We start from the raw sequence: 18,690 nt of genomic DNA, 5'->3' as shown, positions 1-18,690 counted from the left end.
AATGACGGCGACCAGCTAATGATTGTCCCGCGCCACGCCGACCGTACCGGCGATATTCTGATAGCGCGTGGCGAGCTCCATGCAAGCGCCGGTCGCCTGCTGGCCGACGGTCGAGCGATAGAGCTCCTGCCACGGCGTCTGGTTGGCCGGGTAGGGGAAGCCGCCCTTGGCCTTCAATTCGGCGCGGCGCTTCTTCAATTCGTCGCTCGTGATCAGGATGTTGGCGTCGCCCGTGTTGAGGTCGATGCGCACCTTGTCGCCGGTCTGCAGGATCGCAAGCCCGCCATCGGCGGCAGCCTCTGGCGAGGCGTTGAGGATCGACGGCGAGCCTGATGTGCCGGACTGCCGTCCGTCGCCGATGCAGGGCAGGGAGAGAATGCCGCGTTTGATCAGCGCCGCCGGCGGCTGCATATTCACGACCTCGGCGCCGCCGGGATAGCCGATCGGTCCGGCGCCGCGGATGAACAGCACGCAGTGTTCGTCGATATTGAGCGAGGGGTCATCGATCCGCTCGTGATAATCCTCAGGCCCCTCGAATACGATCGCCCGGCCTTCGAACGCGTTGGGGTCCTGGGGATTACTGAGATAACGGTCGCGAAACTCCTTGGAGATCACAGAGGTCTTCATGATCGCGGAATCAAAGAGATTGCCGCGCAGCACCAGGAAGCCGGCATCCTTCACCAACGGCTTGTCGTAGCTCCAGATCACGTCGCCGTCGGGCTTGGGCGCCTCGCGGCAGTTCTCGCCGATGGTGCGGCCGTTGACCGTCAGCGCGTCTTCGTGGATGCGCTTGTGGGCCATCAACTCGCGCACCACCGTCGGCACGCCGCCGGCGCGATGGTATTCCTCGCCGAGATAGAAGCCGGCCGGCTGCATGTTCACGAGCAGCGGGATGTCGTGACCGTGCTTCTGCCAGTCATCGATCGAGAGCTCGACGCCGATATGCCGCGCCAACGCGTTGATGTGGATCGGCGCGTTGGTCGAGCCGCCGATCGCCGAATTCACCACGATGCAGTTTTCGAACGCCTTGCGGGTCAGGATGTCGGAAGGTTTGAGATCTTCCCAGACCATCTCGACGATGCGCTTTCCGGTCTCATAGGCGATCTGGCCACGCTCGCGATGCGGGGCGGGGATTGCCGCGCAGCCCGGCAGCGACATGCCGAGCGCTTCGGCGAGCGAGTTCATGGTCGAGGCGGTGCCCATAGTGTTGCAATGGCCGACCGACGGGGTGGAGGAGGCCACGATTTCGATGAAGCCGTTGTAGTCGATCTCGCCGGCGGCAAGCATCTCGCGGGCCTTCCAGACGATGGTGCCAGAACCGGTGCGCTCACCCTTGAACCAGCCATTCAGCATTGGGCCGCCCGAAAGCACGATGGCGGGCAGATTGACGGTCGCCGCCGCCATCAGGCAGGCCGGCGTGGTCTTGTCGCAGCCGGTGGTCAGCACCACGCCATCGAGCGGATAGCCGAACAGCACTTCGACCAGGCCGAGATAGGCAAGGTTGCGGTCGAGCGCCGCGGTCGGCCGCTTTCCGGTCTCCTGAATCGGATGGGTCGGGAATTCCATCGCGATGCCGCCGGCCGCGCGGATGCCTTCGCGCACTCGGTGCGCCAGTTCGAGGTGATGGCGATTGCACGGCGATAGGTCGTTGCCGGTCTGGGCGATGCCGATGATCGGCTTGCCGGACTGCAATTCCTCGCGCGTCAGGCCGTAGTTCAGGTAGCGCTCGAGATAGAGCGCAGTCATGCCCGGGTTATGCGGATTGTCGAACCATTCGAGGGAACGGAGTCTGCGGCCCTTGCCATTGGTTGAGGCCTTGTCGTCGCTTTTTTTCATTGTTTCCTCCCCGCACTTGCAAACTGGTGGCCGCGAAGCATGGCAGCCTTTGCACCATGCTGAAAATTTCATCTGCTGCCAACGCAGCCGCGCGCCCAATTCAGATTTTCGCGGACGCGATCTTAATCTCGCGCAAAAGATAGCGCTACCATTTTCTGCCGCGCGCCTGTGCTGCGTGCCGTGAAAGCTGTGTCAGATCGTCGATGGCGTCGAGCTCTCGCGGACCATCAGCTGAAAACCAAGGTCGATCACCGGCTCCCGCGGACGGCGGCCCTCGATCGCGTCGATCACCATGGTGACGGCGTGGCGGCCCATTTCATAACGGTTGGTGCGCACGCTGCTGAGCGACGGAACGGCGGCAGCGGCGAATTCCAGGTCGTTAAATCCGACGATCGCAAGGTCGCGGGGTACCGCGATCTGGCGGCGTTGGCATTCGAAGAGTGTCCCGAGCGCCAGGTCGTCATTGACGCAGAACACGGCATCGATATCAGGCGTCTGGGCGAGCAGATCGGTGAACAGCGTTCCGCCGAGTGTGACCGTGGTCGGCACCGACGTGGTGACGACCAGGTTGGGATCGAACAGCGATGCTCCCTTCATGGCATCACGATATCCGTCGAGTCGCCGCTGCACGCGCGGGTCCATTCGCGCGCCGAGAAAGCCGATCCGGCGGCGTCCCTGTTCGAGGATGTGCGAAATGGCCGAAAATGCTGCATCATAATGCGAGAAGCCGACCATCATGTCGACGGGACTGTCGCCGATTTCCATGATCTGCGTAACCGGGCAATTCATGGACTCCAGGATCTTGCGCGATTCCGCGGTCTGGTTGATGCCGGTGACGATCAAGCCTGCGGGCTTCTGTGCCCGGAACAGGCGCAGCAGCTTTTCCTCTTGCAGGATGCTGTAGCGCGTGTTGGCCAGCTGGATCGTGTAACGGCTACCTTCGGACGAATCGTAGATGCCGCGCAACACGTCGGCGAACACGTTGTTGGTGAGCGAAGGTATCACAACGCCGATGACTTCGGTGCGATGCGAGGCAAGGGCGCGTGCGGCGAGATTGGGAACGTAACCCAGTTCCTTCACGGCACTATCGACGCGTTCCCGCTTGCTTAGCGACAGCGCTTCGGGATTCCTGAAAAAACGCGATGCCGTGATCGGGCTGACGCCAGCGAGCTTGGCGACTTCGGTGAGGCGGATTTTGCCAGACTTTGTCTGTTTTCGTCCCATCTTGCGCTCATATCACACCAGATTAGACGTTTGAACAATTATTGACAGCGCTACCATTGGATTGCTAAAAACCGCCAAACTGCGGATGATAATGACCGTTGAATTCGACTTCCGGCATTAGAGTCGAAAAAGAACAGCAGGGCGCCGCTGCCCGCTTGCGGCGCCAAAAACAGACAATGAGGGGAGTGAATTCGATGTCGTCGGTACAGATTCGCGACGTGCGCAAATCGTTCGGCAATTTTGAAGTTTTGCACGGCGTGACGATTCCGATTGAGGACGGCGAGTTCGTCGTGTTGGTCGGTCCCTCCGGCTGTGGCAAATCGACTCTGCTACGCATGCTCGCGGGCCTCGAAAACATCACCTCGGGCACGATTTCGATCGGCGATCGCGTGGTCAACAATGTCCAGCCGAAAGAGCGCGACATTGCGATGGTGTTCCAGAACTACGCGCTCTATCCGCACATGACGGTGGCGGACAATATGGGCTTTTCGCTCAAGCTGCGCGGCGCCAAGCAGGAAGAGATCTCAACCCGCGTCAAGCGCGCTGCCGAGATCCTGGCGCTCACGCCGCTGCTTGAACGTTATCCGCGGCAACTCTCCGGCGGCCAGCGCCAGCGCGTCGCCATGGGCCGCGCCATCGTGCGCGATCCGCAGGTGTTCCTGTTCGACGAGCCGCTATCGAACCTTGACGCCAAGCTGCGCGTGGCCATGCGTACCGAGATCAAGGAGCTGCACCAGCGGCTGAAGACCACCACCGTCTACGTCACCCACGACCAGATCGAGGCCATGACCATGGCAGACAAGATCGTGGTGATGCATGACGGTATCGTCGAGCAGATGGGGACGCCGCTGGAGCTCTATGACACACCGGCAAATCAGTTCGTTGCGGGCTTCATCGGTTCGCCGGCAATGAACTTCCTCAAAGGCAAGTTGAAGTCGAACGGGAGCGCCGGGTTTGAAGGCCCGAACGGCGTTAAGCTGCCGCTGAAAACCGCGCCCGCCAATTCCGACGGTCAGCCGGCTGTCTACGGCGTGCGGCCGGAACATTTCACGATCGCCGATGATGGCGCGGAGGCCGAAATCATCGTGGTCGAGCCGACCGGTTCGGAAACCCAGGTCTTCGCCAAGCTCGGCGGAGAGCAGGTGGTCGCCGTGTTCCGTGAGCGGCATCAATTCAGTCCGGGCGACAAGATCCGGCTCAAGCCGGATCCCTCGCTCGTGCACTTGTTCGATGAGACGACGGGCAAGCGATTGAATGGCTGAGCAATAGCTGAAGTGGCTGAGCAATAACTAAAAAATATTCAAAGGGAGGATGGACTATGCACGATTTTACCCGCCGCTCTCTGCTTAAGGGCGGCACCGCGCTTGCCGCTGCCGGCGCGCTCACCGGGCCGGCACTGTTCGATTTCGCCAAGGCCTGGGCGCAAACTTCGCCCTGGAAGGCGGAGTCGGGCGCCAAGCTGACGGTAATGCGCTGGAAGCGCTTCGTGCCGGCAGAAGACGAGGCCTTCAATGCCATGGTCGCCGCGTTCAAGGCCGCGACCGGCACCGAAATGAACGTGTTCTCCGAGTCCTTCGAGGACGTGCAGCCGAAGGCGTCCGTTGCCGCCAACACCGGCTCGGGCCTCGATCTCGCCTGGGGCTTGCACACGCTGCCGCAGCTGTTCCCGACCAAGGTCCTGAAGATGAATGACGTTGCCGATTACCTCGGCAAGAAGTACGGCGGCTGGACTGATGCGGCGCAGAAGACCTGCATGCTCGGCAATGACTGGCTGGGCATTCCCGTCGCCACCGTCGGCGGCTACATGACCTACCGCAAATCCGCGACCGACAAGGCCGGCTTCAAGGAATTCCCCAAGGACTTCCCGAGCTTCCTCGAAATGTGCAAGGCGCTGAAGGCGAACAACACGCCCGCGGGCTTTGCGCTCGGTCACGCCTCGGGCGACGCCAACGCCTGGCTGCACTGGGTCCTCTGGGGGCACAACGCCTGGACCGTCGACAAGGACGATAAGGTCATCATCAACTCGCCGGAAACGATGAAGGCGCTGGAGTACTGCAAGGCGCTCTCCGACACCTTCGTCTCCGGCACGGCGTCATGGAACGACTCTTCAAATAACAAGGCGTTCCTCGCGGGCGAACTGTACTGCACCGCCAACGGCATCTCGATCTATGTGGCGGCCAAGGACGATGCCAGCAAGAAGGACCTGGCCGAGGACACCTATCATGGTCTGTGGCCGGTGGGCCCGATCGGCAAGCCGACGGAGCTGCAGCTTGCGGTGCCGATCCTGGCGTTCAACTTCACGAAATATCCGAACGCCGCGAAGGCCTTTGTTGCCTTCATGCTGGAGAAGGAAAACTACGATAAGTGGCTGAGCGGAGCGCGGGGCTATCTGACCCACACGCTCAATTCCTATGACGCCGCGCCGGTGTGGACCGCCGATCCCAAGAACGCTGTGTTCGCTCAGGCCTCCAAACGCGCGCTGCCGGCTTCCGGTATCGGCAAGGTCGGCGAGAAGGCCGCGACTGCGATCGCCGACTTCATCGTGGTCGATATGTTCGCCAACTACTGCACCGGCGCCAAGGATGCCAAGAGCGCCATGGCGGAAGCCGAGCGACAGCTGAAGCGCATCTATCGCTAAGATGTGGAAGCGGGCGGCGGCTCGTCCGCCGCCCGTTTGACTTAAGGCTAACGGGTTCACCGCCCAGAAGATCGCCAGGATCGGCTGGCCCAAGGAAACTGGCTCATGGCTGACATCGCAATCACGCCGGCAAAATCGCAGATCCGCGAGGCGTCGTCGTGGGACCAGCTCAAGCACAACCGGAACTGGCTCGGCTTCTGGTTCATGGTGCCGGCGATGGCGTTCCTGATCCTGTTCCTGGCCTATCCGCTGGGCCTCGGCATCTGGCTGTCCTTCACCGACACCAAGATCGGCCGCGTCGGTCAGTTCATCGGCTACGAGAACTATGAGTGGCTGTGGGACGACGCCATCTTCTGGCTCTCTGTCTTCAACACGCTGCTCTACACTTTCGTCGCCAGCGCCATTAAATTCGGCATCGGCCTTTATCTGGCGCTGCTGCTCAACGAGAACATGCCGTTCAAGGCGCTGTTGCGCGCCGCCGTGCTGATCCCCTTCATCGTGCCGACCGTGCTGTCGGCGCTGGCCTTCTGGTGGATCTTCGATTCCCAGTTCTCGATCATCTCCTGGTCGCTGAAGCATCTCGGTCTCATCAACGAGAACATCAATTTCCTCGGTGATACGACATGGGCGCGGATTTGCGTGATCTTCGCCAATATCTGGCGCGGCGTGCCGTTCGTCGCGATCACGCTGCTCGCAGGCCTGCAGACGGTTTCGCCATCGCTCTATGAGGCAGCAACGCTCGACGGCGCATCGCGCTGGCAGATGTTCCGCCACATCACCTATCCATTGCTCACGCCGATCATTGCGGTCGTAATGACCTTCTCGGTGCTGTTCACCTTCACCGACTTCCAGCTGATCTGGGCGATGACCCGCGGCGGTCCGGTCAACGCAACGCACCTGATGGCAACCTTGTCCTATCAGCGCGCGATCATCGCCGGACAACTGGGCGAGGGCGCCGCCATCGCCAGCGCCATGATCCCGTTCCTGCTCGCGGCCATCATGGTTTCCTGGTTCGGTCTGCAGCGCCGCAAATGGCAGCAGGGAGAGAACAATGACTGATCTCTGCGTCGTTGCATCGTATTTGGCGCGAACGAGGCAAGCCTCGCGCGCGCTGCGCCGCAAGTGGCAACAGGGAGAAAACAATGACTGATCTCCCGACCACGCATGTGAATCTCAAGGGTGTGCTGACGTCTTCCGCGCCGACTGTCGCCAAGGATGACCACTCCGAAGGCATGAGCTATCTGCAGTCGGTGCCGCGCCGCATGGTGACGCTGTACCTGCCTCTGTCGATTATCGTGTTCGTGCTGCTGTTCCCGTTCTACTGGATGGCGCTCACCGCCGTGAAGCCGGACGCGCAGCTCCTGGATATGGAGACCTACAGCCCGTTCTGGACCTGGAATCCGACCTTCAAGCACTTCTACAAGCTCTTGTTCGAGAGCCATTATCCGATGTGGCTCTGGAACACGATGTATGTGGCGGTCTGCGCGACCTTTCTGTCGATCGTAGCATCCGTGCTTGCCGCCTATGCGATCGTGCGGCTGCGCTACAAGGGCGCCAACCTCGTCGGCGGCCTGATCTTCCTCGCCTACCTGGTGCCCCCGTCGATCCTGTTCATTCCGCTCGCGACCGTCGTGTTCCAGTATGGCCTGTTCGACTCGCCGCTTGCGCTGATCCTGACCTATCCGACGATCCTGATTCCATTCTCGACCTGGCTGCTGATGGGCTACTTCAAGACGATCCCGTTCGAGCTGGAAGAGTGCGCGCTGATCGACGGCGCCAGCCGCTGGCAGATTCTGACCAAGATCGTGCTGCCGCTGGCGATCCCGGGGCTGATCTCGGCTTTCATCTTCTGCTTCACGCTGTGCTGGAACGAGTTCATCTACGCGCTCACCTTCCTGCAATCGACGGCGAACAAGACCGTGCCGGTCGCGATCGTCAACGAGTTCGTCGATGGCGACGTCTATCGCTGGGGCTCGCTGATGGCGGGGGCGCTGGCCGGCTCGCTGCCGCTGGTCATCCTTTACGCCTTCTTCGTCGAGCATTATGTGTCGGCCATGACGGGAGCCGTGAAAGAGTAAGCGCTCGAGGCCCGGTCTGAACATTATCTCTTGGCGCGTTTTCTTCACGCGAACCGGATCCCACTTCGCTTGAAAGCGCTATAGAAGAGTTCGCAAAGGAGACGGGTCTTGCACATTCTGATTCTCGGCGCCGCCGGCATGGTGGGCCGCAAGCTGACCGAACGGCTGCTGCGCGAGGGGCGCCTTGGCAACCACGAAATCACCCGCATGACGCTGCAGGATGTGGTGGCGCCTACCAAGCCCGCCAACGCCTCGATCCCGATCAGCGTCGTGGCTTCCGACTTTGCCGATCCCGGCGCGGCCGCGCCGCTGATCTCTGATCGGCCGGAGGTGATCTTTCATCTCGCCGCGATCGTCTCGGGCGAGGCCGAGGCCGAGTTCGACAAGGGCTACCGCATCAATCTCGACGGCACGCGCTACTTGATCGACGCCATCCGCCATGCCGGCGGCGGTTACAAGCCGCGGCTGGTGTTCACGTCTTCGATCGCGGTGTTCGGCGCGCCCTTCCCGGAAAAGATCGGCGACGAGTTCTTCCATACACCGCTGACGAGCTACGGCACGCAGAAATCGATCTGTGAGCTCCTGATCAACGACTACACCCGCAAGGGCCTGCTCGACGGCATCAGTATTCGCCTGCCGACCATCTGTGTGCGGCCGGGCAAGCCGAACAAGGCGGCGTCCGGTTTCTTCTCCAACATCATCCGCGAGCCGCTGGCAGGCGAGGAGGCGGTGTTGCCGGTCTCCGAGGACGTGCGCCACTGGCACGCTTCGCCGCGATCAGCGGTGGGCTTCCTGGTTCATGCCGGCACCATGGACCTCAACGCGATGGGGCCGCGGCGCAATCTCAGCATGCCAGGCCTGTCGGTGACCGTCGGCGAACAGATCGCCGCGCTCGATCGCGTCGCCGGCAAGAACGTCACCGCGCGCATCAAGCGGGTGCCCGATCCGACCATCATCGGCATCGTCTCGGGCTGGCCGCGCGATTTCGTCACCGACCGCGCGCTCAAACTCGGCTTCACCACCGCGGAAAAGACGTTCGACGATATCATCCGGATCCATATCGAGGATGAACTCGGCGGCAAGTTCGCGGCTTGAGGTGAGCTCAGGCCAATTTGCGCGGATGCGGTCATGAGCAAGGTAGCCTGCATCGGCGAATGCATGGTCGAGCTGAAGCAGGCCGAGCACGGCCTGTATTCGCGCGGCTATGGCGGGGACACGCTCAACACGGCTGTTTACCTCGCGCGCCTTGCCGTCGGCGTCGACTACATCACGGCGCTCGGCGACGATGCCTTGAGCGATGAGATGATCGCCGGCTGGGCGGCTGAGGGAGTCGGGACTGGGCGTGTGATGCGACTAGCCGGCAAGCTGCCCGGCCTCTACATGATCCAGACCGACGATAAGGGCGAGCGGCGCTTCTTCCACTGGCGCGACAGCGCGGCTGCGCGCAGTCTGATGGATCTGCCGGAGACGCCGGACATCCTTGAATCACTCGCTGGCTATGATGTGATCTATCTCTCGGCGATCACGCTCTCGCTGTACGGGCCGGCGGGAAGGACGCGCCTGTTCGCGGCGCTGAAACGCGCGCGTGAAGCCGGGGTGCGCTTTGCGTTTGATACCAATTTCCGCGCCCGCGGCTGGCCCGATCTCGATGTCGCGCGCACCGTTTTTCAGGAGGCCTTCACGGCTGCCGATATCGTGCTGGCTTCTACGGAGGATTTGCTGCCGCTCTATCCGGGCCTAAGCAACGAAAGCTTGCTGGCGCGAATTCCAGGCGCTGAGGTGGTGTTAAAACTTTCGGAGCCGGCGAGCATCGTGCGTCTGGAAGGCGTCCCTTATCCGATCAAGGCCAAGCCGGTCGAGGCTCCCGTGGTCGATACCACGGCGGCGGGCGACAGTTTTGCGGCTGCGTATGTAGCGGCGCGCCTTGCGGGCGCGGATCCGATCGAGGCCGCCCGCGCGGGGCATCGTCTGGCCGGCGTTGTGGTATGTCATCCCGGCGCCATCATCCCGCGCGCGGAGATGCCCTCCGGCCTCGTCCCGAACCACGCCAATTCTCGTTGAGGCATCGCCATGACCCCAGCCACACGGCAGGAAAAACTCGCTGCCATCTTCAAGTCCGCGACCGTCATCCCCGTGCTCACGATCGAACGGCCAGAAGATGCGGTGCCACTGGCGCGTGCGCTGGTGGCAGGCGGCGTGCGCGTCCTGGAAGTCACCCTGCGGACGCCGGTCGCCGTTGAGGCCGCCAAGGCCATGATCGCGGAGGTACCGGACGCCACTGTCGGCATCGGCACGATCCTGAATGGCGACGATCTGACGCGGGCGAGGGCGCTCGGTGCCAAGTTCGGCATCAGCCCCGGCGCCACGCCGGAACTGTTGAAAGCTGCCGCCGCGAGCGACCTGCCGTTTGCGCCGGGGATCGCGACGGCTTCCGAGCTGATGCAGGCGCTGGCGGCCGGCTTCGATATCGTCAAATTCTTCCCTGCCGAGCAGGCCGGCGGTATCAAGGCACTTCGGGCGCTGGCGGGGCCGTTTCCGCATATCAGGGTATGTCCGACCGGCGGTATCGGCGAGGCCAATGCGGCGGCCTGGCTGGCCGAGCCGAACGTGGTAGCGGTGGGCGGTTCCTGGCTCTGCCCGGCGGCGGACGTACGGTCCGGCAATTGGGCCGGCATAACCGCCATGTGCGCGCGGACCCTGAAATCGCTGAAACCGGCGTGAAGTCTGTTCCCCGATAGGTTACATAGTCTCCTGAAACGGAAAAAAGGGAGAACACCATGACAGCCAGCATCGTGGGATGGGCGCACACGCCATTCGGCAAGTTCGACGCCGAGACCGTCGAAAGCCTCGTGGTGAAGGTTGCGACCGATGCGTTGGCGGATGCCGGAATTACCGCCGAAGACGTCGACGAGATCGTGCTGGGGCATTTCAACGCCGGCTTCTCGCCACAGGATTTCACGGCCTCGCTCGTCTTGCAGGCCGATCCCAAGCTGCGCTTCAAGCCGGCCACCCGGGTCGAGAACGCCTGCGCCACCGGTTCGGCGGCGGTGCATCAGGGCATAAGGGCGATCGCCTCGGGCGCGGCAAGGACCGTGCTGGTGGTTGGCGTCGAGCAGATGACGCGGACGCCCTCGGCCGAGATCGGCCGTAACCTCTTGAAAGCGTCCTATCTGCCCGAGGACGGCGAGACCGTCGGCGGCTTTGCCGGCGTGTTCGGCAAGATCGCGCAGAGTTATTTCCAGAAATATGGCGACCAGTCGGACGCGCTCGCGATGATCGCCGCCAAGAATCACAAGAACGGCGTCGCCAATCCCTATGCGCAAATGCGCAAGGATTTCGGCTACGAGTTCTGCCGCGCCGAGAGCGAGAAGAACCCGTTCGTCGCAGGTCCCCTGAAGCGCACCGACTGCTCGCTGGTGTCGGACGGCGCAGCCGCGCTGGTGCTGATGGATTCGGAGAGCGCGAAAACCATGGGCAAGGCGGTGAACTTCCGCGCTACTGCGCATGCGCAGGATTTCCTGCCGATGTCCAAGCGCGACATCCTGCAGTTCGAAGGCTGCACCGTTGCCTGGCAGCGCGCGCTGGCGCAGGCCGGCGTGCAGCTTTCCGATTTGTCCTTTGTTGAAACCCATGACTGCTTCACGGTCGCCGAACTGATCGAATATGAAGCGATGGGCCTGACGCCGCGCGGGCAGGGCGCCCGCGCCATCAAGGAAGGCTGGACGCAGAAGGACGGCAAGCTGCCGGTGAACCCGTCCGGCGGCCTGAAAGCCAAGGGTCACCCGATCGGCGCCACCGGCGTTTCCATGCATGTGATGAGCGCCATGCAGCTCGTTGGCCAGGCCCCCGAAGGCATGCAGCTCAAGAATGCCAAGCTCGGCGGCATCTTCAACATGGGCGGCGCGGCGGTGGCCAATTACGTCTCCGTGCTGGAGCCCGTGAAGTAGCCGCGAAACGTGCTATCGTAGGGTGGGCAAAGGCGCACTGGCGCCGTGCCCACCGTCAATGACGCGAGATGAGGCTGATGGGCGTCGCTTTGCCCACCCTACGAAATCATCCGGAGCGTGCATCATGGTGAATGAGAGTTCGCTGTCCACGGCAGAACTGAACAACCGGATCAGGATTCTGGAAGACAACATTCGGCAGTTGATCGAACAGGCTGCGGCCGCCTCCGGCGAACAGAATGAAGCGCGCATCGCCGACCGCCTTAGCCAGCAGAATGAAGAACTGGAGCGCCTGACCCGGGAGCGCGACGCCAGAGCCAAAAACGAGCCGTCAAAGAAATAGCCGCTGCCGCACGCATACGGCCATACGCTGGGCGCGCCTTGATCTTCGCGATTGCCTGCCGTTACTTGGCTTCACAAGAATGCGGCCGGGAATGGCCGTGTAGCGGGAGCAGGCCGATCCATGGGACCATTGGCGGGCATCAAGGTCATCGACATGACGACCGTGCTGATGGGACCCTATGCAACCCAGATGCTCGGTGACTACGGCGCCGACGTCATCAAGGTTGAATCGCACGATGGCGATGTTACGCGGCAGATCGGGCCGACGCGGCATGCCGGCATGGGACCGGTGTTCCTCAACACGAACCGCAACAAGCGCTCCATCTGCCTCGATTTGAAGAAGCCCGCCGGGCGCGACGCCGTGTTGCGGCTGATCAAATCCGCTGACGTTCTGGTATACAATGTGCGCCCGCAGGCGATGGCGCGGCTGAACCTTGGCTATGACGCGGTGTCGGAAATCAATCCGCGCCTGATCTATGCCGGCGTGTTCGGCTTTGGTCAGGGCGGGCCCTATGCGGCCAAGCCCGCCTATGACGATCTCATCCAGGGCGCGACGGCATTGCCAGCGCTGATGGCGCAAACCGCCGACGGCGTGCCGCGCTATGTCCCCAATGCGCTCGTCGACCGGATCGTGGGCCTTACGGCGGTGGGCGCGATCTGCGCCAGCCTCGTTGATCGCAACCGCACCGGACGCGGCCAGCGCGTCGACATCCCGATGTTCGAAACCATGGCCGGTTTTGTGATGGGCGACCATATGGGCGGGCTCACCTATGAGCCCCCGCTCGACAAGGGCGGTTATGCGCGTCATCTCTCGCCGGACCGCCGGCCCTACAAGACCTCAGACGGCTACATCTGCGTGATCGTCTACAACGACAAGCAGTGGCAGAATTTCTTCGACGCCACCGGCCGTGATGATCTGCGCGTCCATCCGAAATTTGCAACCTTCGCCGGTCGCGCCGCCAATATCGACGCTGTTTATGCCGAGCTGGCGCGCATTCTCGAGACCAAGACGACCGCCGAGTGGATGGCTATCCTGGAGAAGGCGGACGTGCCCGTTATGCCGATGCATGATCTCGAAAGTCTGCTCGGTGATCCCCACATCGTCGCGACCGATTTCTTCCCCGTGGTCGATCATCCGACCGAGGGGCGCATCCGCAACATGAGGCCATCGGCGCGGTTTTCCGAGACGCCGATCGAGACGCAGCGGCTGGCGCCGCGCCTCAGCGAGCACAGCGCGGAAATTCTGCAGGAGGCCGGCTTTTCGCCGGATGAGATTGCAGCGCTGCTGCGCGATGGCGTCACCAAGAACGCAGCGAAGAGTTGAGGACGGGATAGATGGATTTTGCGCTGTCGGCCAACCAGGAATCGATCGTCGACGCGGTCGGAAAGATCTGCTCGCGCTTCGACGATGCCTATTGGTTGAAGAAGGACAAGGAGGGCGGCTATCCCGCCGACTTCCACCGCGCGCTGGCGGACGCCGGCTGGCTCGGCATCTGCATCCCCGAGGAATATGGCGGCTCGGGTCTCGGCATCACCGACGCTGCAATCATGATGCGGACGATCGCGGAATCGGGCGCCGGCATGTCCGGTGCGTCAGCCGTGCACATGAACGTATTCGGGCTCAATCCGGTCGTCGTGTTCGGCACCAAGGAGCAATGCACGCGCATGTTGCCGCCGATTATCGACGGCCGCGACAAGTCGTGTTTCGCGGTGACGGAGCCCAACACCGGGCTCAACACCACGCAGTTGAAGACCCGCGCCGTGCGCAAGGGCGACAAATACGTCGTCAACGGTCAGAAGGTCTGGATTTCCACCGCTCAGGTTGCCAACAAGATTTTGCTTTTGGCGCGCACCACGCCGCTGGAAGAAGTGAAGAACCCGACTCACGGCTTGAGCCTGTTCTATACCGATTTCGACAAGCAGCGCGTTACCGTGCACGAGATCGAGAAGATGGGCCGCAAGCCGGTCGATTCCAACGAATTGTTCTTCGAGAATTTCGAGATCCCGGTCGAGGATCGCCTCGGCGAAGAGGGCCGCGGCTTTGAATATATCCTGCACGGCATGAATCCCGAGCGCATTCTGATCGCCGCCGAAGCGGTCGGGCTCGGCCAGGTCGCGCTGTCGCGAGCGGCAGCCTATGCAAAGAACCGCGTCGTATTCAATCGTCCCATAGGCATGAACCAGGGTATCCAGCACCCCTTGGCGAAGAACTGGATGGAGCTTGAGGCTGCCTGGATGATGGTGCTGCGCGCAGGCTGGCAATACGACCAGGGCATGCAATGCGGTCCCGCCGCCAATGCTGCCAAATATCTCGCCGCCGAAGCCGGTTTCCACGCCTGCGAGCAGGCGGTGATGACGCATGGCGGTTTCGGTTATGCGAAAGAATATCACGTCGAGCGTTACTTGCGGGAATCGCTGATCCCGCGCATCGCGCCGATCAGTCCGCAGCTCATTCTCAGCTTTATCGCGGAGAAGGTGCTGGGCCTGCCAAAGTCGTACTGAGGATGAAAGGGCGCTCTAACGTCGTTCCGGGGCGATGCGCAGCATCGAACCCGGAACCTCGAAATTCCGGGTCTGGTCCTTCGCACCATCCCAGAATGACGGCATTCAACGTGGTGAGAGAACCATGAGCTTCATCACCGGCGTCGGACTGACGTCCTATGGCAAGCACGAAGGCTCGTCCTCGCTCGATCTCATGAGCAAGGCGGCCGAGCTCGCCATTGCCGATGCTGGTCTCAAGCGATCCGAGATCGACGGCATTCTCTGCGGCTATTCGACCGTCTCGCCACATATCATGCTGGCGACCGTGTTCGCCGAGCATTTCGGCATTCAGCCGTCCTATGCCCACGCCGTGCAGGTCGGCGGCGCAACCGGGCTCGCCATGACCATGCTGGCGCATCATCTGGTCGATGCCGGCGTGGCCAGGCATGTGCTGGTGGTTGGCGGCGAAAACCGCCTCACCGGGCAGAGCCGCGACGCCTCGATCCAGGCGCTGGCGCAGGTCGGCCATCCCGACTACGAGGTGACACTGGGGCCGACGATACCCGCCTATTACGGCCTCGTCGCCTCGCGCTACATGCATGAATACGGCGTGACGGAGGAAGACCTCGCCGAATTCGCGGTGCTGATGCGCGCCCATGCAATGACCCATCCCGGCGCGCAGTTCCAAGAGCTCATTACCGTCGCCGACGTGATGGCCTCAAAGCCGGTGGCGATGCCGCTCAAACTTCTGGATTGCTGCCCGGTCTCTGACGGTGGCGCGGCGTTCGTAGTCAGCCGCGAACCTACCGGTGCAACGGGCATCCGTGTGCGCGGCTGCGCACAGGCGCATACCCATCAGCACGTCTCGGCCGCGCCGGCTCTGAGCGAACTCGGCGCCGAGATCGCGATCGGCAAGGCCAAGGCTGCATCCGGTATCGCGATATCGGACGTACGGTACGCCGCGGTCTATGACAGCTTCACCATTACGCTCGCTATGCTGCTGGAAGATCTCGGCCTGGCCCGCCGCGGCGAGGCGGCCGCGCGGGTGCGGGCAGGGCATTTTGGCCGCGACGGCGTCGTGCCGCTCAACACGCATGGCGGGCTGTTGAGCTACGGCCATTGCGGTGTCGGCGGTGCGATGGCGCACCTCGTTGAGACGCATCTGCAGATGACGGAGCGCGCCGGCCCGCGGCAGGTCCGTGACGCCTCTATTGCGCTGCTGCATGGCGATGGCGGCGTGCTGTCGTCGCATGTCAGCATGTTCCTGGAGCGCGTGCGATGACCGATCGAATCGCCGACTGGACCAGGGGTGCCGAGGCCATCGTCTATCAATCCTGCGGTGCTTGCGGGAACGTGCAGTACTTCCGCCGCAGTTTTTGCGCCGCTTGCGGTGCGCCTGATCCGCTAGAGAAGCGCGCCAGTGGCGCAGGGACAGTTTATGCGACGTCGCTGGTGTGTCGTGCCGCGACGCCTGAGACGCGCGCGCATGTTCCTTACAATATCGTGCTGGTCGATACGGTCGAAGGGTTTCGCATGATGGCCCACGGCGCCAATGATCTTTCGATCGGCGATTCCGTTACTGCGAGCTATCGGCCGTTTGCGGGACGACTAGTGCCGTATTTCGAGAAATGAGGTGAGCGTCAGGCGAAATGCTCACGCAACGAAGCAACCCAGATTACGCGGAACGGGTGAAAAATCTGAGTGCTTCGACGCGTCAACATTCAGTGCCAGTAGAACACAACGCTGGCGATGACGAGCATCGCTGTTACCGCCAACATCTGCGCAAGTGCTTCCGAGGCCGCCTTCCTGGTGGCTTCCTTCATGCCGAACTCCCTAGACTTGGGCATGAGTCATCCTTGCCCGTGAAGGCCTGATGAGCTCAGTTTGGTTTACTCGGAACACCCCGCGACGAGTATTCGCTCTCTTGAGTCCCCACTCAGCGAATATCGACAGCCCCGAAAATCGACCAGCATTGAGGCGGCAATTTGGCTCGCTCGTAGCCGGTTTGTGCACGAGAAAGGGAGTTTTTTGGCGCGTCTCGATCGGCTTGAAGGCGGGCCCTTAGCCTGCCGCGCAGTCGCCTCAGTGGTTGATCGGCACGCTGCTGCGGTGCATGATCTCTCTGTCAACAAATCAGAAAATCGTGAAAGCCCGAGGTGACGAATGGCCCGCATCGAATACAGCGATCCCGCCAAGCACAACGAGCGCACCCGCGAATTGCTCGGCAAAAACCGCAATGCGAACATCTTCCGGATGATGGCGCATTCGCCGAGCTATCTCGAACAGTACTGCCGGTTAGGCGGGGCGATCAGGCACAGGGGCGAACTGGACCCGATCGTGCGGGAGCTTGCCATCACCCGCACCGGCATTCTGTGCGAGGCGCCGTATGAAATCGTCGCCCACAAGCGGATCGGCAAGAATGTCGGCGTCACGGACGAGCAGAATGAGGCGCTGGAGAACTGGGAAGCGGCAACCTGCTTCAATGACGTGCAGCGTGCCGCGCTCGCCTTCACCGATGAAATCGTCAGGCTTCACAAGCCGACGGACGCGACCTTCAACGCGATTGCGTCGAAGCTGACCCCGGCCGCCTTGGTCGAACTGCAGCTATCGGTCGGCTTTTACATCATGACGTCGAAGTTCCTGGAGACGTTTGCCATCGACATGCAGCCTGTGACCGAAGTAGTGGGCTGACCGGGCAGTCGTTCTCAGTTCAAAGGCCCATATCGCCGCAAGGCTTCCAGCGTCAGCCCCTTGCCGACGGCGCCGAAGATGTCGCCTTCGACGATCCGCGCCGTCGGCACGGCTTGGGTAATCGCCTTGCGCACATGGGCAAGTTTTACCGAGCCGCCGGTCAGGAACACGGCGTCGATGGCGTCGGCATTCAGTCCGGCCTGAACGAGACAGTTCTTGATGCGCGCCGATATGCGCGCGGCGAGCTGTTTTGTATGACTGACGAGGTCGCCTTGGCTGACGACCGCACTCAGTCCCGGCGCGACCCATGCGAGCGGGATCTCCGATCGAGACTTTTCGGACAGCGCGATCTTGGCGTCTTCGACGTCCATGGCTAGCGTGTGGCCACGCTGCTCGTGGATCACGCGGATCAGCCGGTCGAGCAGTTCCGGCCTGGCGGCTTCCTGCCGTACCTGGCGGATATCGGCAAGCACGCGCGGTTCATACATGCGATTAATGCTCGACCAGGTCGCGAGGTCGTGGAAGTAGCTTGAGGGCACATCAAGTCCGGCACGCTTCATGGCGCTGCCGAAGCCGAACAGCGGCATGACCACGCCGAGGCTGAGCTGACGGTCGAAATCGGTGCCGCCAACGCGCACACCGTCATTGGCAAGAATATCGGCTGCCCGATCAGCGTTGCGGTGTCGCTCCGGCCCGAGACGCACGATCGAAAAGTCTGATGTGCCGCCGCCGATATCGGCGATCAATGCGACTTCCTCGGATGCGATCTGTCGCTCATAGTCCAGAGCCGCCGCGATCGGCTCGAACTGGAACGTGACGTCCTCGAAACCGATTCCCTTGGCAATCGTTCGCAGGGTCTCTTCCGCCTTGCGGTCGGCCTTCGGCGCATTGTCGACGAAGTGAACAGGACGGCCATGGACAACGTGACGCAACTCGCGGCCCGTGGCCTGTTCTGCGCGGCGTTTGACCGCGCCCACATAGTAGGCAATCACGTCGCGGAAGCTGACCCGCTCACGCCCGAGCCGCGTGGTTTCGTCGATCAGCGACGTTCCGAGCACCGATTTGAGGCTGCGCAACAGGCGACCGGGAACGCCCTCTACATAGGCTTCCACGGCCTTGCGGCCGATTCGGACGCCGCTGTCAGCCTCATAAAAAATTGCGCTCGGAATAGCGGTCTGCGCCGCCTCCAGTGTCGCCAGAACAGGCGCAGCACCCTCGATGGTGCCGAGCGTCGTGTTCGACGTTCCGAAATCAAGACCGCAGATCGACATGGGAGGCTCCGGGAGGGAGCGTCCGTTTACACATTAGGAGGCCGTCAATCCACCCCTATCTCGCTGTGTTTTCCCTACGAATCCCCCGTGCCGGTGGTTGACCGATATGGCCGATCCACAGATCAATTTCTTTCGCCCGGTGCCTTGGCAAATCAATCCGAGATGGTCCATAAGCTGCGTCCCCG

Annotated in this window: 18 protein-coding genes; 14 read left to right on the top strand and 4 right to left on the bottom strand. The window is 62.2% G+C overall.

From position 1 onward, the window contains the following. Nucleotides 1-15: 15 nt before the first annotated feature. Together J6524_RS33610 and gntR are read right to left on the bottom strand one after the other, a co-directional pair. Nucleotides 16-1,836 (bottom strand): IlvD/Edd family dehydratase, encoded by a 1,821-nt coding sequence (locus J6524_RS33610; protein ID WP_225678196.1) that lies wholly within the window; start codon nucleotides 1,834-1,836, stop codon nucleotides 16-18. Between the two features lie 192 nt (nucleotides 1,837-2,028). After that, the gene (gene gntR / locus J6524_RS33605) at nucleotides 2,029-3,060 is read right to left on the bottom strand and encodes an HTH-type transcriptional regulator GntR (protein ID WP_225678195.1); all 1,032 of its coding nucleotides are present in this window, start codon (nucleotides 3,058-3,060) and stop codon (nucleotides 2,029-2,031) included. Nucleotides 3,061-3,254: 194 nt separating this feature from the next. On the opposite strand from gntR, the gene J6524_RS33600 reads away from it, so the two are divergent. The 13 genes from J6524_RS33600 to J6524_RS33540 all read left to right on the top strand — a co-directional run bounded on the left by J6524_RS33600 (nucleotide 3,255) and on the right by J6524_RS33540 (nucleotide 16,175). After that, nucleotides 3,255-4,322: an ABC transporter ATP-binding protein gene (locus J6524_RS33600; protein WP_225678194.1), complete on the top strand. Its 1,068-nt coding sequence runs from the start codon at nucleotides 3,255-3,257 to the stop codon at nucleotides 4,320-4,322. A 56-nt stretch (nucleotides 4,323-4,378) separates the two neighbouring features. Next, entirely contained in the window at nucleotides 4,379-5,698 is a 1,320-nt protein-coding gene (locus J6524_RS33595) for an ABC transporter substrate-binding protein (protein ID WP_225678193.1), read from the top strand. 105 nt (nucleotides 5,699-5,803) lie between these two features. Continuing rightward, on the top strand, nucleotides 5,804-6,757 hold the full coding sequence (locus J6524_RS33590) for a carbohydrate ABC transporter permease (RefSeq protein ID WP_225678192.1): 954 nt from the start codon (nucleotides 5,804-5,806) through the stop codon (nucleotides 6,755-6,757). 83 nt (nucleotides 6,758-6,840) lie between these two features. Further along, nucleotides 6,841-7,776 (top strand): carbohydrate ABC transporter permease, encoded by a 936-nt coding sequence (locus J6524_RS33585; RefSeq protein WP_225678191.1) that lies wholly within the window; start codon nucleotides 6,841-6,843, stop codon nucleotides 7,774-7,776. A 108-nt stretch (nucleotides 7,777-7,884) separates the two neighbouring features. Beyond that, the gene (gene denD / locus J6524_RS33580) at nucleotides 7,885-8,871 is read left to right on the top strand and encodes a D-erythronate dehydrogenase (protein WP_225678190.1); all 987 of its coding nucleotides are present in this window, start codon (nucleotides 7,885-7,887) and stop codon (nucleotides 8,869-8,871) included. 33 nt (nucleotides 8,872-8,904) lie between these two features. Continuing rightward, nucleotides 8,905-9,837, top strand: a complete 933-nt coding sequence (locus J6524_RS33575; protein WP_225678189.1) for a sugar kinase — start codon at nucleotides 8,905-8,907, stop codon at nucleotides 9,835-9,837. Nucleotides 9,838-9,846: 9 nt separating this feature from the next. Further along, a complete protein-coding gene (gene eda / locus J6524_RS33570; RefSeq protein ID WP_225678188.1) occupies nucleotides 9,847-10,497 on the top strand; it encodes a bifunctional 4-hydroxy-2-oxoglutarate aldolase/2-dehydro-3-deoxy-phosphogluconate aldolase in 651 nt (216 codons plus the stop codon). A gap of 56 nt (nucleotides 10,498-10,553) precedes the next feature. Continuing rightward, on the top strand, nucleotides 10,554-11,723 hold the full coding sequence (locus J6524_RS33565) for an acetyl-CoA acetyltransferase (RefSeq protein WP_225678187.1): 1,170 nt from the start codon (nucleotides 10,554-10,556) through the stop codon (nucleotides 11,721-11,723). A 124-nt stretch (nucleotides 11,724-11,847) separates the two neighbouring features. Then, on the top strand, nucleotides 11,848-12,063 hold the full coding sequence (locus J6524_RS33560; protein ID WP_225678186.1) for a hypothetical protein: 216 nt from the start codon (nucleotides 11,848-11,850) through the stop codon (nucleotides 12,061-12,063). Between the two features lie 120 nt (nucleotides 12,064-12,183). Beyond that, nucleotides 12,184-13,386 carry a CaiB/BaiF CoA transferase family protein gene (locus J6524_RS33555; protein WP_225678185.1) on the top strand — a complete coding sequence of 401 codons (1,203 nt, stop codon included), beginning with the start codon at nucleotides 12,184-12,186 and terminating at the stop codon, nucleotides 13,384-13,386. Between the two features lie 11 nt (nucleotides 13,387-13,397). Beyond that, nucleotides 13,398-14,564 (top strand): acyl-CoA dehydrogenase family protein, encoded by a 1,167-nt coding sequence (locus J6524_RS33550; RefSeq protein ID WP_225678184.1) that lies wholly within the window; start codon nucleotides 13,398-13,400, stop codon nucleotides 14,562-14,564. Between the two features lie 124 nt (nucleotides 14,565-14,688). Next, nucleotides 14,689-15,825 (top strand): thiolase family protein, encoded by a 1,137-nt coding sequence (locus J6524_RS33545; RefSeq protein ID WP_225678183.1) that lies wholly within the window; start codon nucleotides 14,689-14,691, stop codon nucleotides 15,823-15,825. After that, complete coding sequence (locus tag J6524_RS33540; protein WP_225678182.1) at nucleotides 15,822-16,175, top strand: Zn-ribbon domain-containing OB-fold protein; 354 nt, start codon at nucleotides 15,822-15,824, stop codon at nucleotides 16,173-16,175. The genes J6524_RS33545 and J6524_RS33540 overlap by 4 nt, the downstream gene beginning before the upstream one ends. Nucleotides 16,176-16,264: 89 nt before the next feature. On the opposite strand, the gene J6524_RS37500 is transcribed toward J6524_RS33540, so the two are convergent. Continuing rightward, nucleotides 16,265-16,390, bottom strand: a complete 126-nt coding sequence (locus J6524_RS37500; protein ID WP_283809278.1) for a hypothetical protein — start codon at nucleotides 16,388-16,390, stop codon at nucleotides 16,265-16,267. A gap of 316 nt (nucleotides 16,391-16,706) precedes the next feature. Between J6524_RS37500 and J6524_RS33535 the strand changes: the two genes are divergently transcribed. Beyond that, nucleotides 16,707-17,234 (top strand): carboxymuconolactone decarboxylase family protein, encoded by a 528-nt coding sequence (locus J6524_RS33535; RefSeq protein ID WP_225678181.1) that lies wholly within the window; start codon nucleotides 16,707-16,709, stop codon nucleotides 17,232-17,234. A gap of 14 nt (nucleotides 17,235-17,248) precedes the next feature. Here the strand turns inward: J6524_RS33535 and J6524_RS33530 are convergent, their stop codons facing one another. After that, entirely contained in the window at nucleotides 17,249-18,505 is a 1,257-nt protein-coding gene (locus J6524_RS33530; protein ID WP_225678180.1) for an Hsp70 family protein, read from the bottom strand. Nucleotides 18,506-18,690 lie beyond the last annotated feature (185 nt).

This window comes from Bradyrhizobium hereditatis, from assembly GCF_020329435.1.
Classification (GTDB): domain Bacteria; phylum Pseudomonadota; class Alphaproteobacteria; order Rhizobiales; family Xanthobacteraceae; genus Bradyrhizobium; species Bradyrhizobium hereditatis.
Note: the sequence above shows the minus strand (reverse complement) of the source record. Positions and strands in the feature narration are given on the sequence as shown.

Bases quoted from the DNA above. Each gene is read 5' to 3' on its own strand.
- gntR (WP_225678195.1), bottom strand. From the start codon at position 3,060: ATGGGACGAAAACAGACAAAGTCTGGCAAAATCCGCCTCACCGAAGTC.
- J6524_RS33595 (WP_225678193.1), top strand. From the start codon at position 4,379: ATGCACGATTTTACCCGCCGCTCTCTGCTTAAGGGCGGCACCGCGCTT.
- J6524_RS33600 (WP_225678194.1), top strand. From the start codon at position 3,255: ATGTCGTCGGTACAGATTCGCGACGTGCGCAAATCGTTCGGCAATTTT.
- eda (WP_225678188.1), top strand. From the start codon at position 9,847: ATGACCCCAGCCACACGGCAGGAAAAACTCGCTGCCATCTTCAAGTCC.
- J6524_RS37500 (WP_283809278.1), bottom strand. From the start codon at position 16,390: ATGCCCAAGTCTAGGGAGTTCGGCATGAAGGAAGCCACCAGGAAGGCG.
- J6524_RS33585 (WP_225678191.1), top strand. From the start codon at position 6,841: ATGACTGATCTCCCGACCACGCATGTGAATCTCAAGGGTGTGCTGACG.
- J6524_RS33540 (WP_225678182.1), top strand. From the start codon at position 15,822: ATGACCGATCGAATCGCCGACTGGACCAGGGGTGCCGAGGCCATCGTC.
- J6524_RS33565 (WP_225678187.1), top strand. From the start codon at position 10,554: ATGACAGCCAGCATCGTGGGATGGGCGCACACGCCATTCGGCAAGTTC.
- J6524_RS33560 (WP_225678186.1), top strand. From the start codon at position 11,848: ATGGTGAATGAGAGTTCGCTGTCCACGGCAGAACTGAACAACCGGATC.
- J6524_RS33590 (WP_225678192.1), top strand. From the start codon at position 5,804: ATGGCTGACATCGCAATCACGCCGGCAAAATCGCAGATCCGCGAGGCG.
- J6524_RS33550 (WP_225678184.1), top strand. From the start codon at position 13,398: ATGGATTTTGCGCTGTCGGCCAACCAGGAATCGATCGTCGACGCGGTC.
- J6524_RS33610 (WP_225678196.1), bottom strand. From the start codon at position 1,836: ATGAAAAAAAGCGACGACAAGGCCTCAACCAATGGCAAGGGCCGCAGA.
- J6524_RS33555 (WP_225678185.1), top strand. From the start codon at position 12,184: ATGGGACCATTGGCGGGCATCAAGGTCATCGACATGACGACCGTGCTG.
- J6524_RS33575 (WP_225678189.1), top strand. From the start codon at position 8,905: ATGAGCAAGGTAGCCTGCATCGGCGAATGCATGGTCGAGCTGAAGCAG.
- J6524_RS33545 (WP_225678183.1), top strand. From the start codon at position 14,689: ATGAGCTTCATCACCGGCGTCGGACTGACGTCCTATGGCAAGCACGAA.
- J6524_RS33530 (WP_225678180.1), bottom strand. From the start codon at position 18,505: ATGTCGATCTGCGGTCTTGATTTCGGAACGTCGAACACGACGCTCGGC.
- J6524_RS33535 (WP_225678181.1), top strand. From the start codon at position 16,707: ATGGCCCGCATCGAATACAGCGATCCCGCCAAGCACAACGAGCGCACC.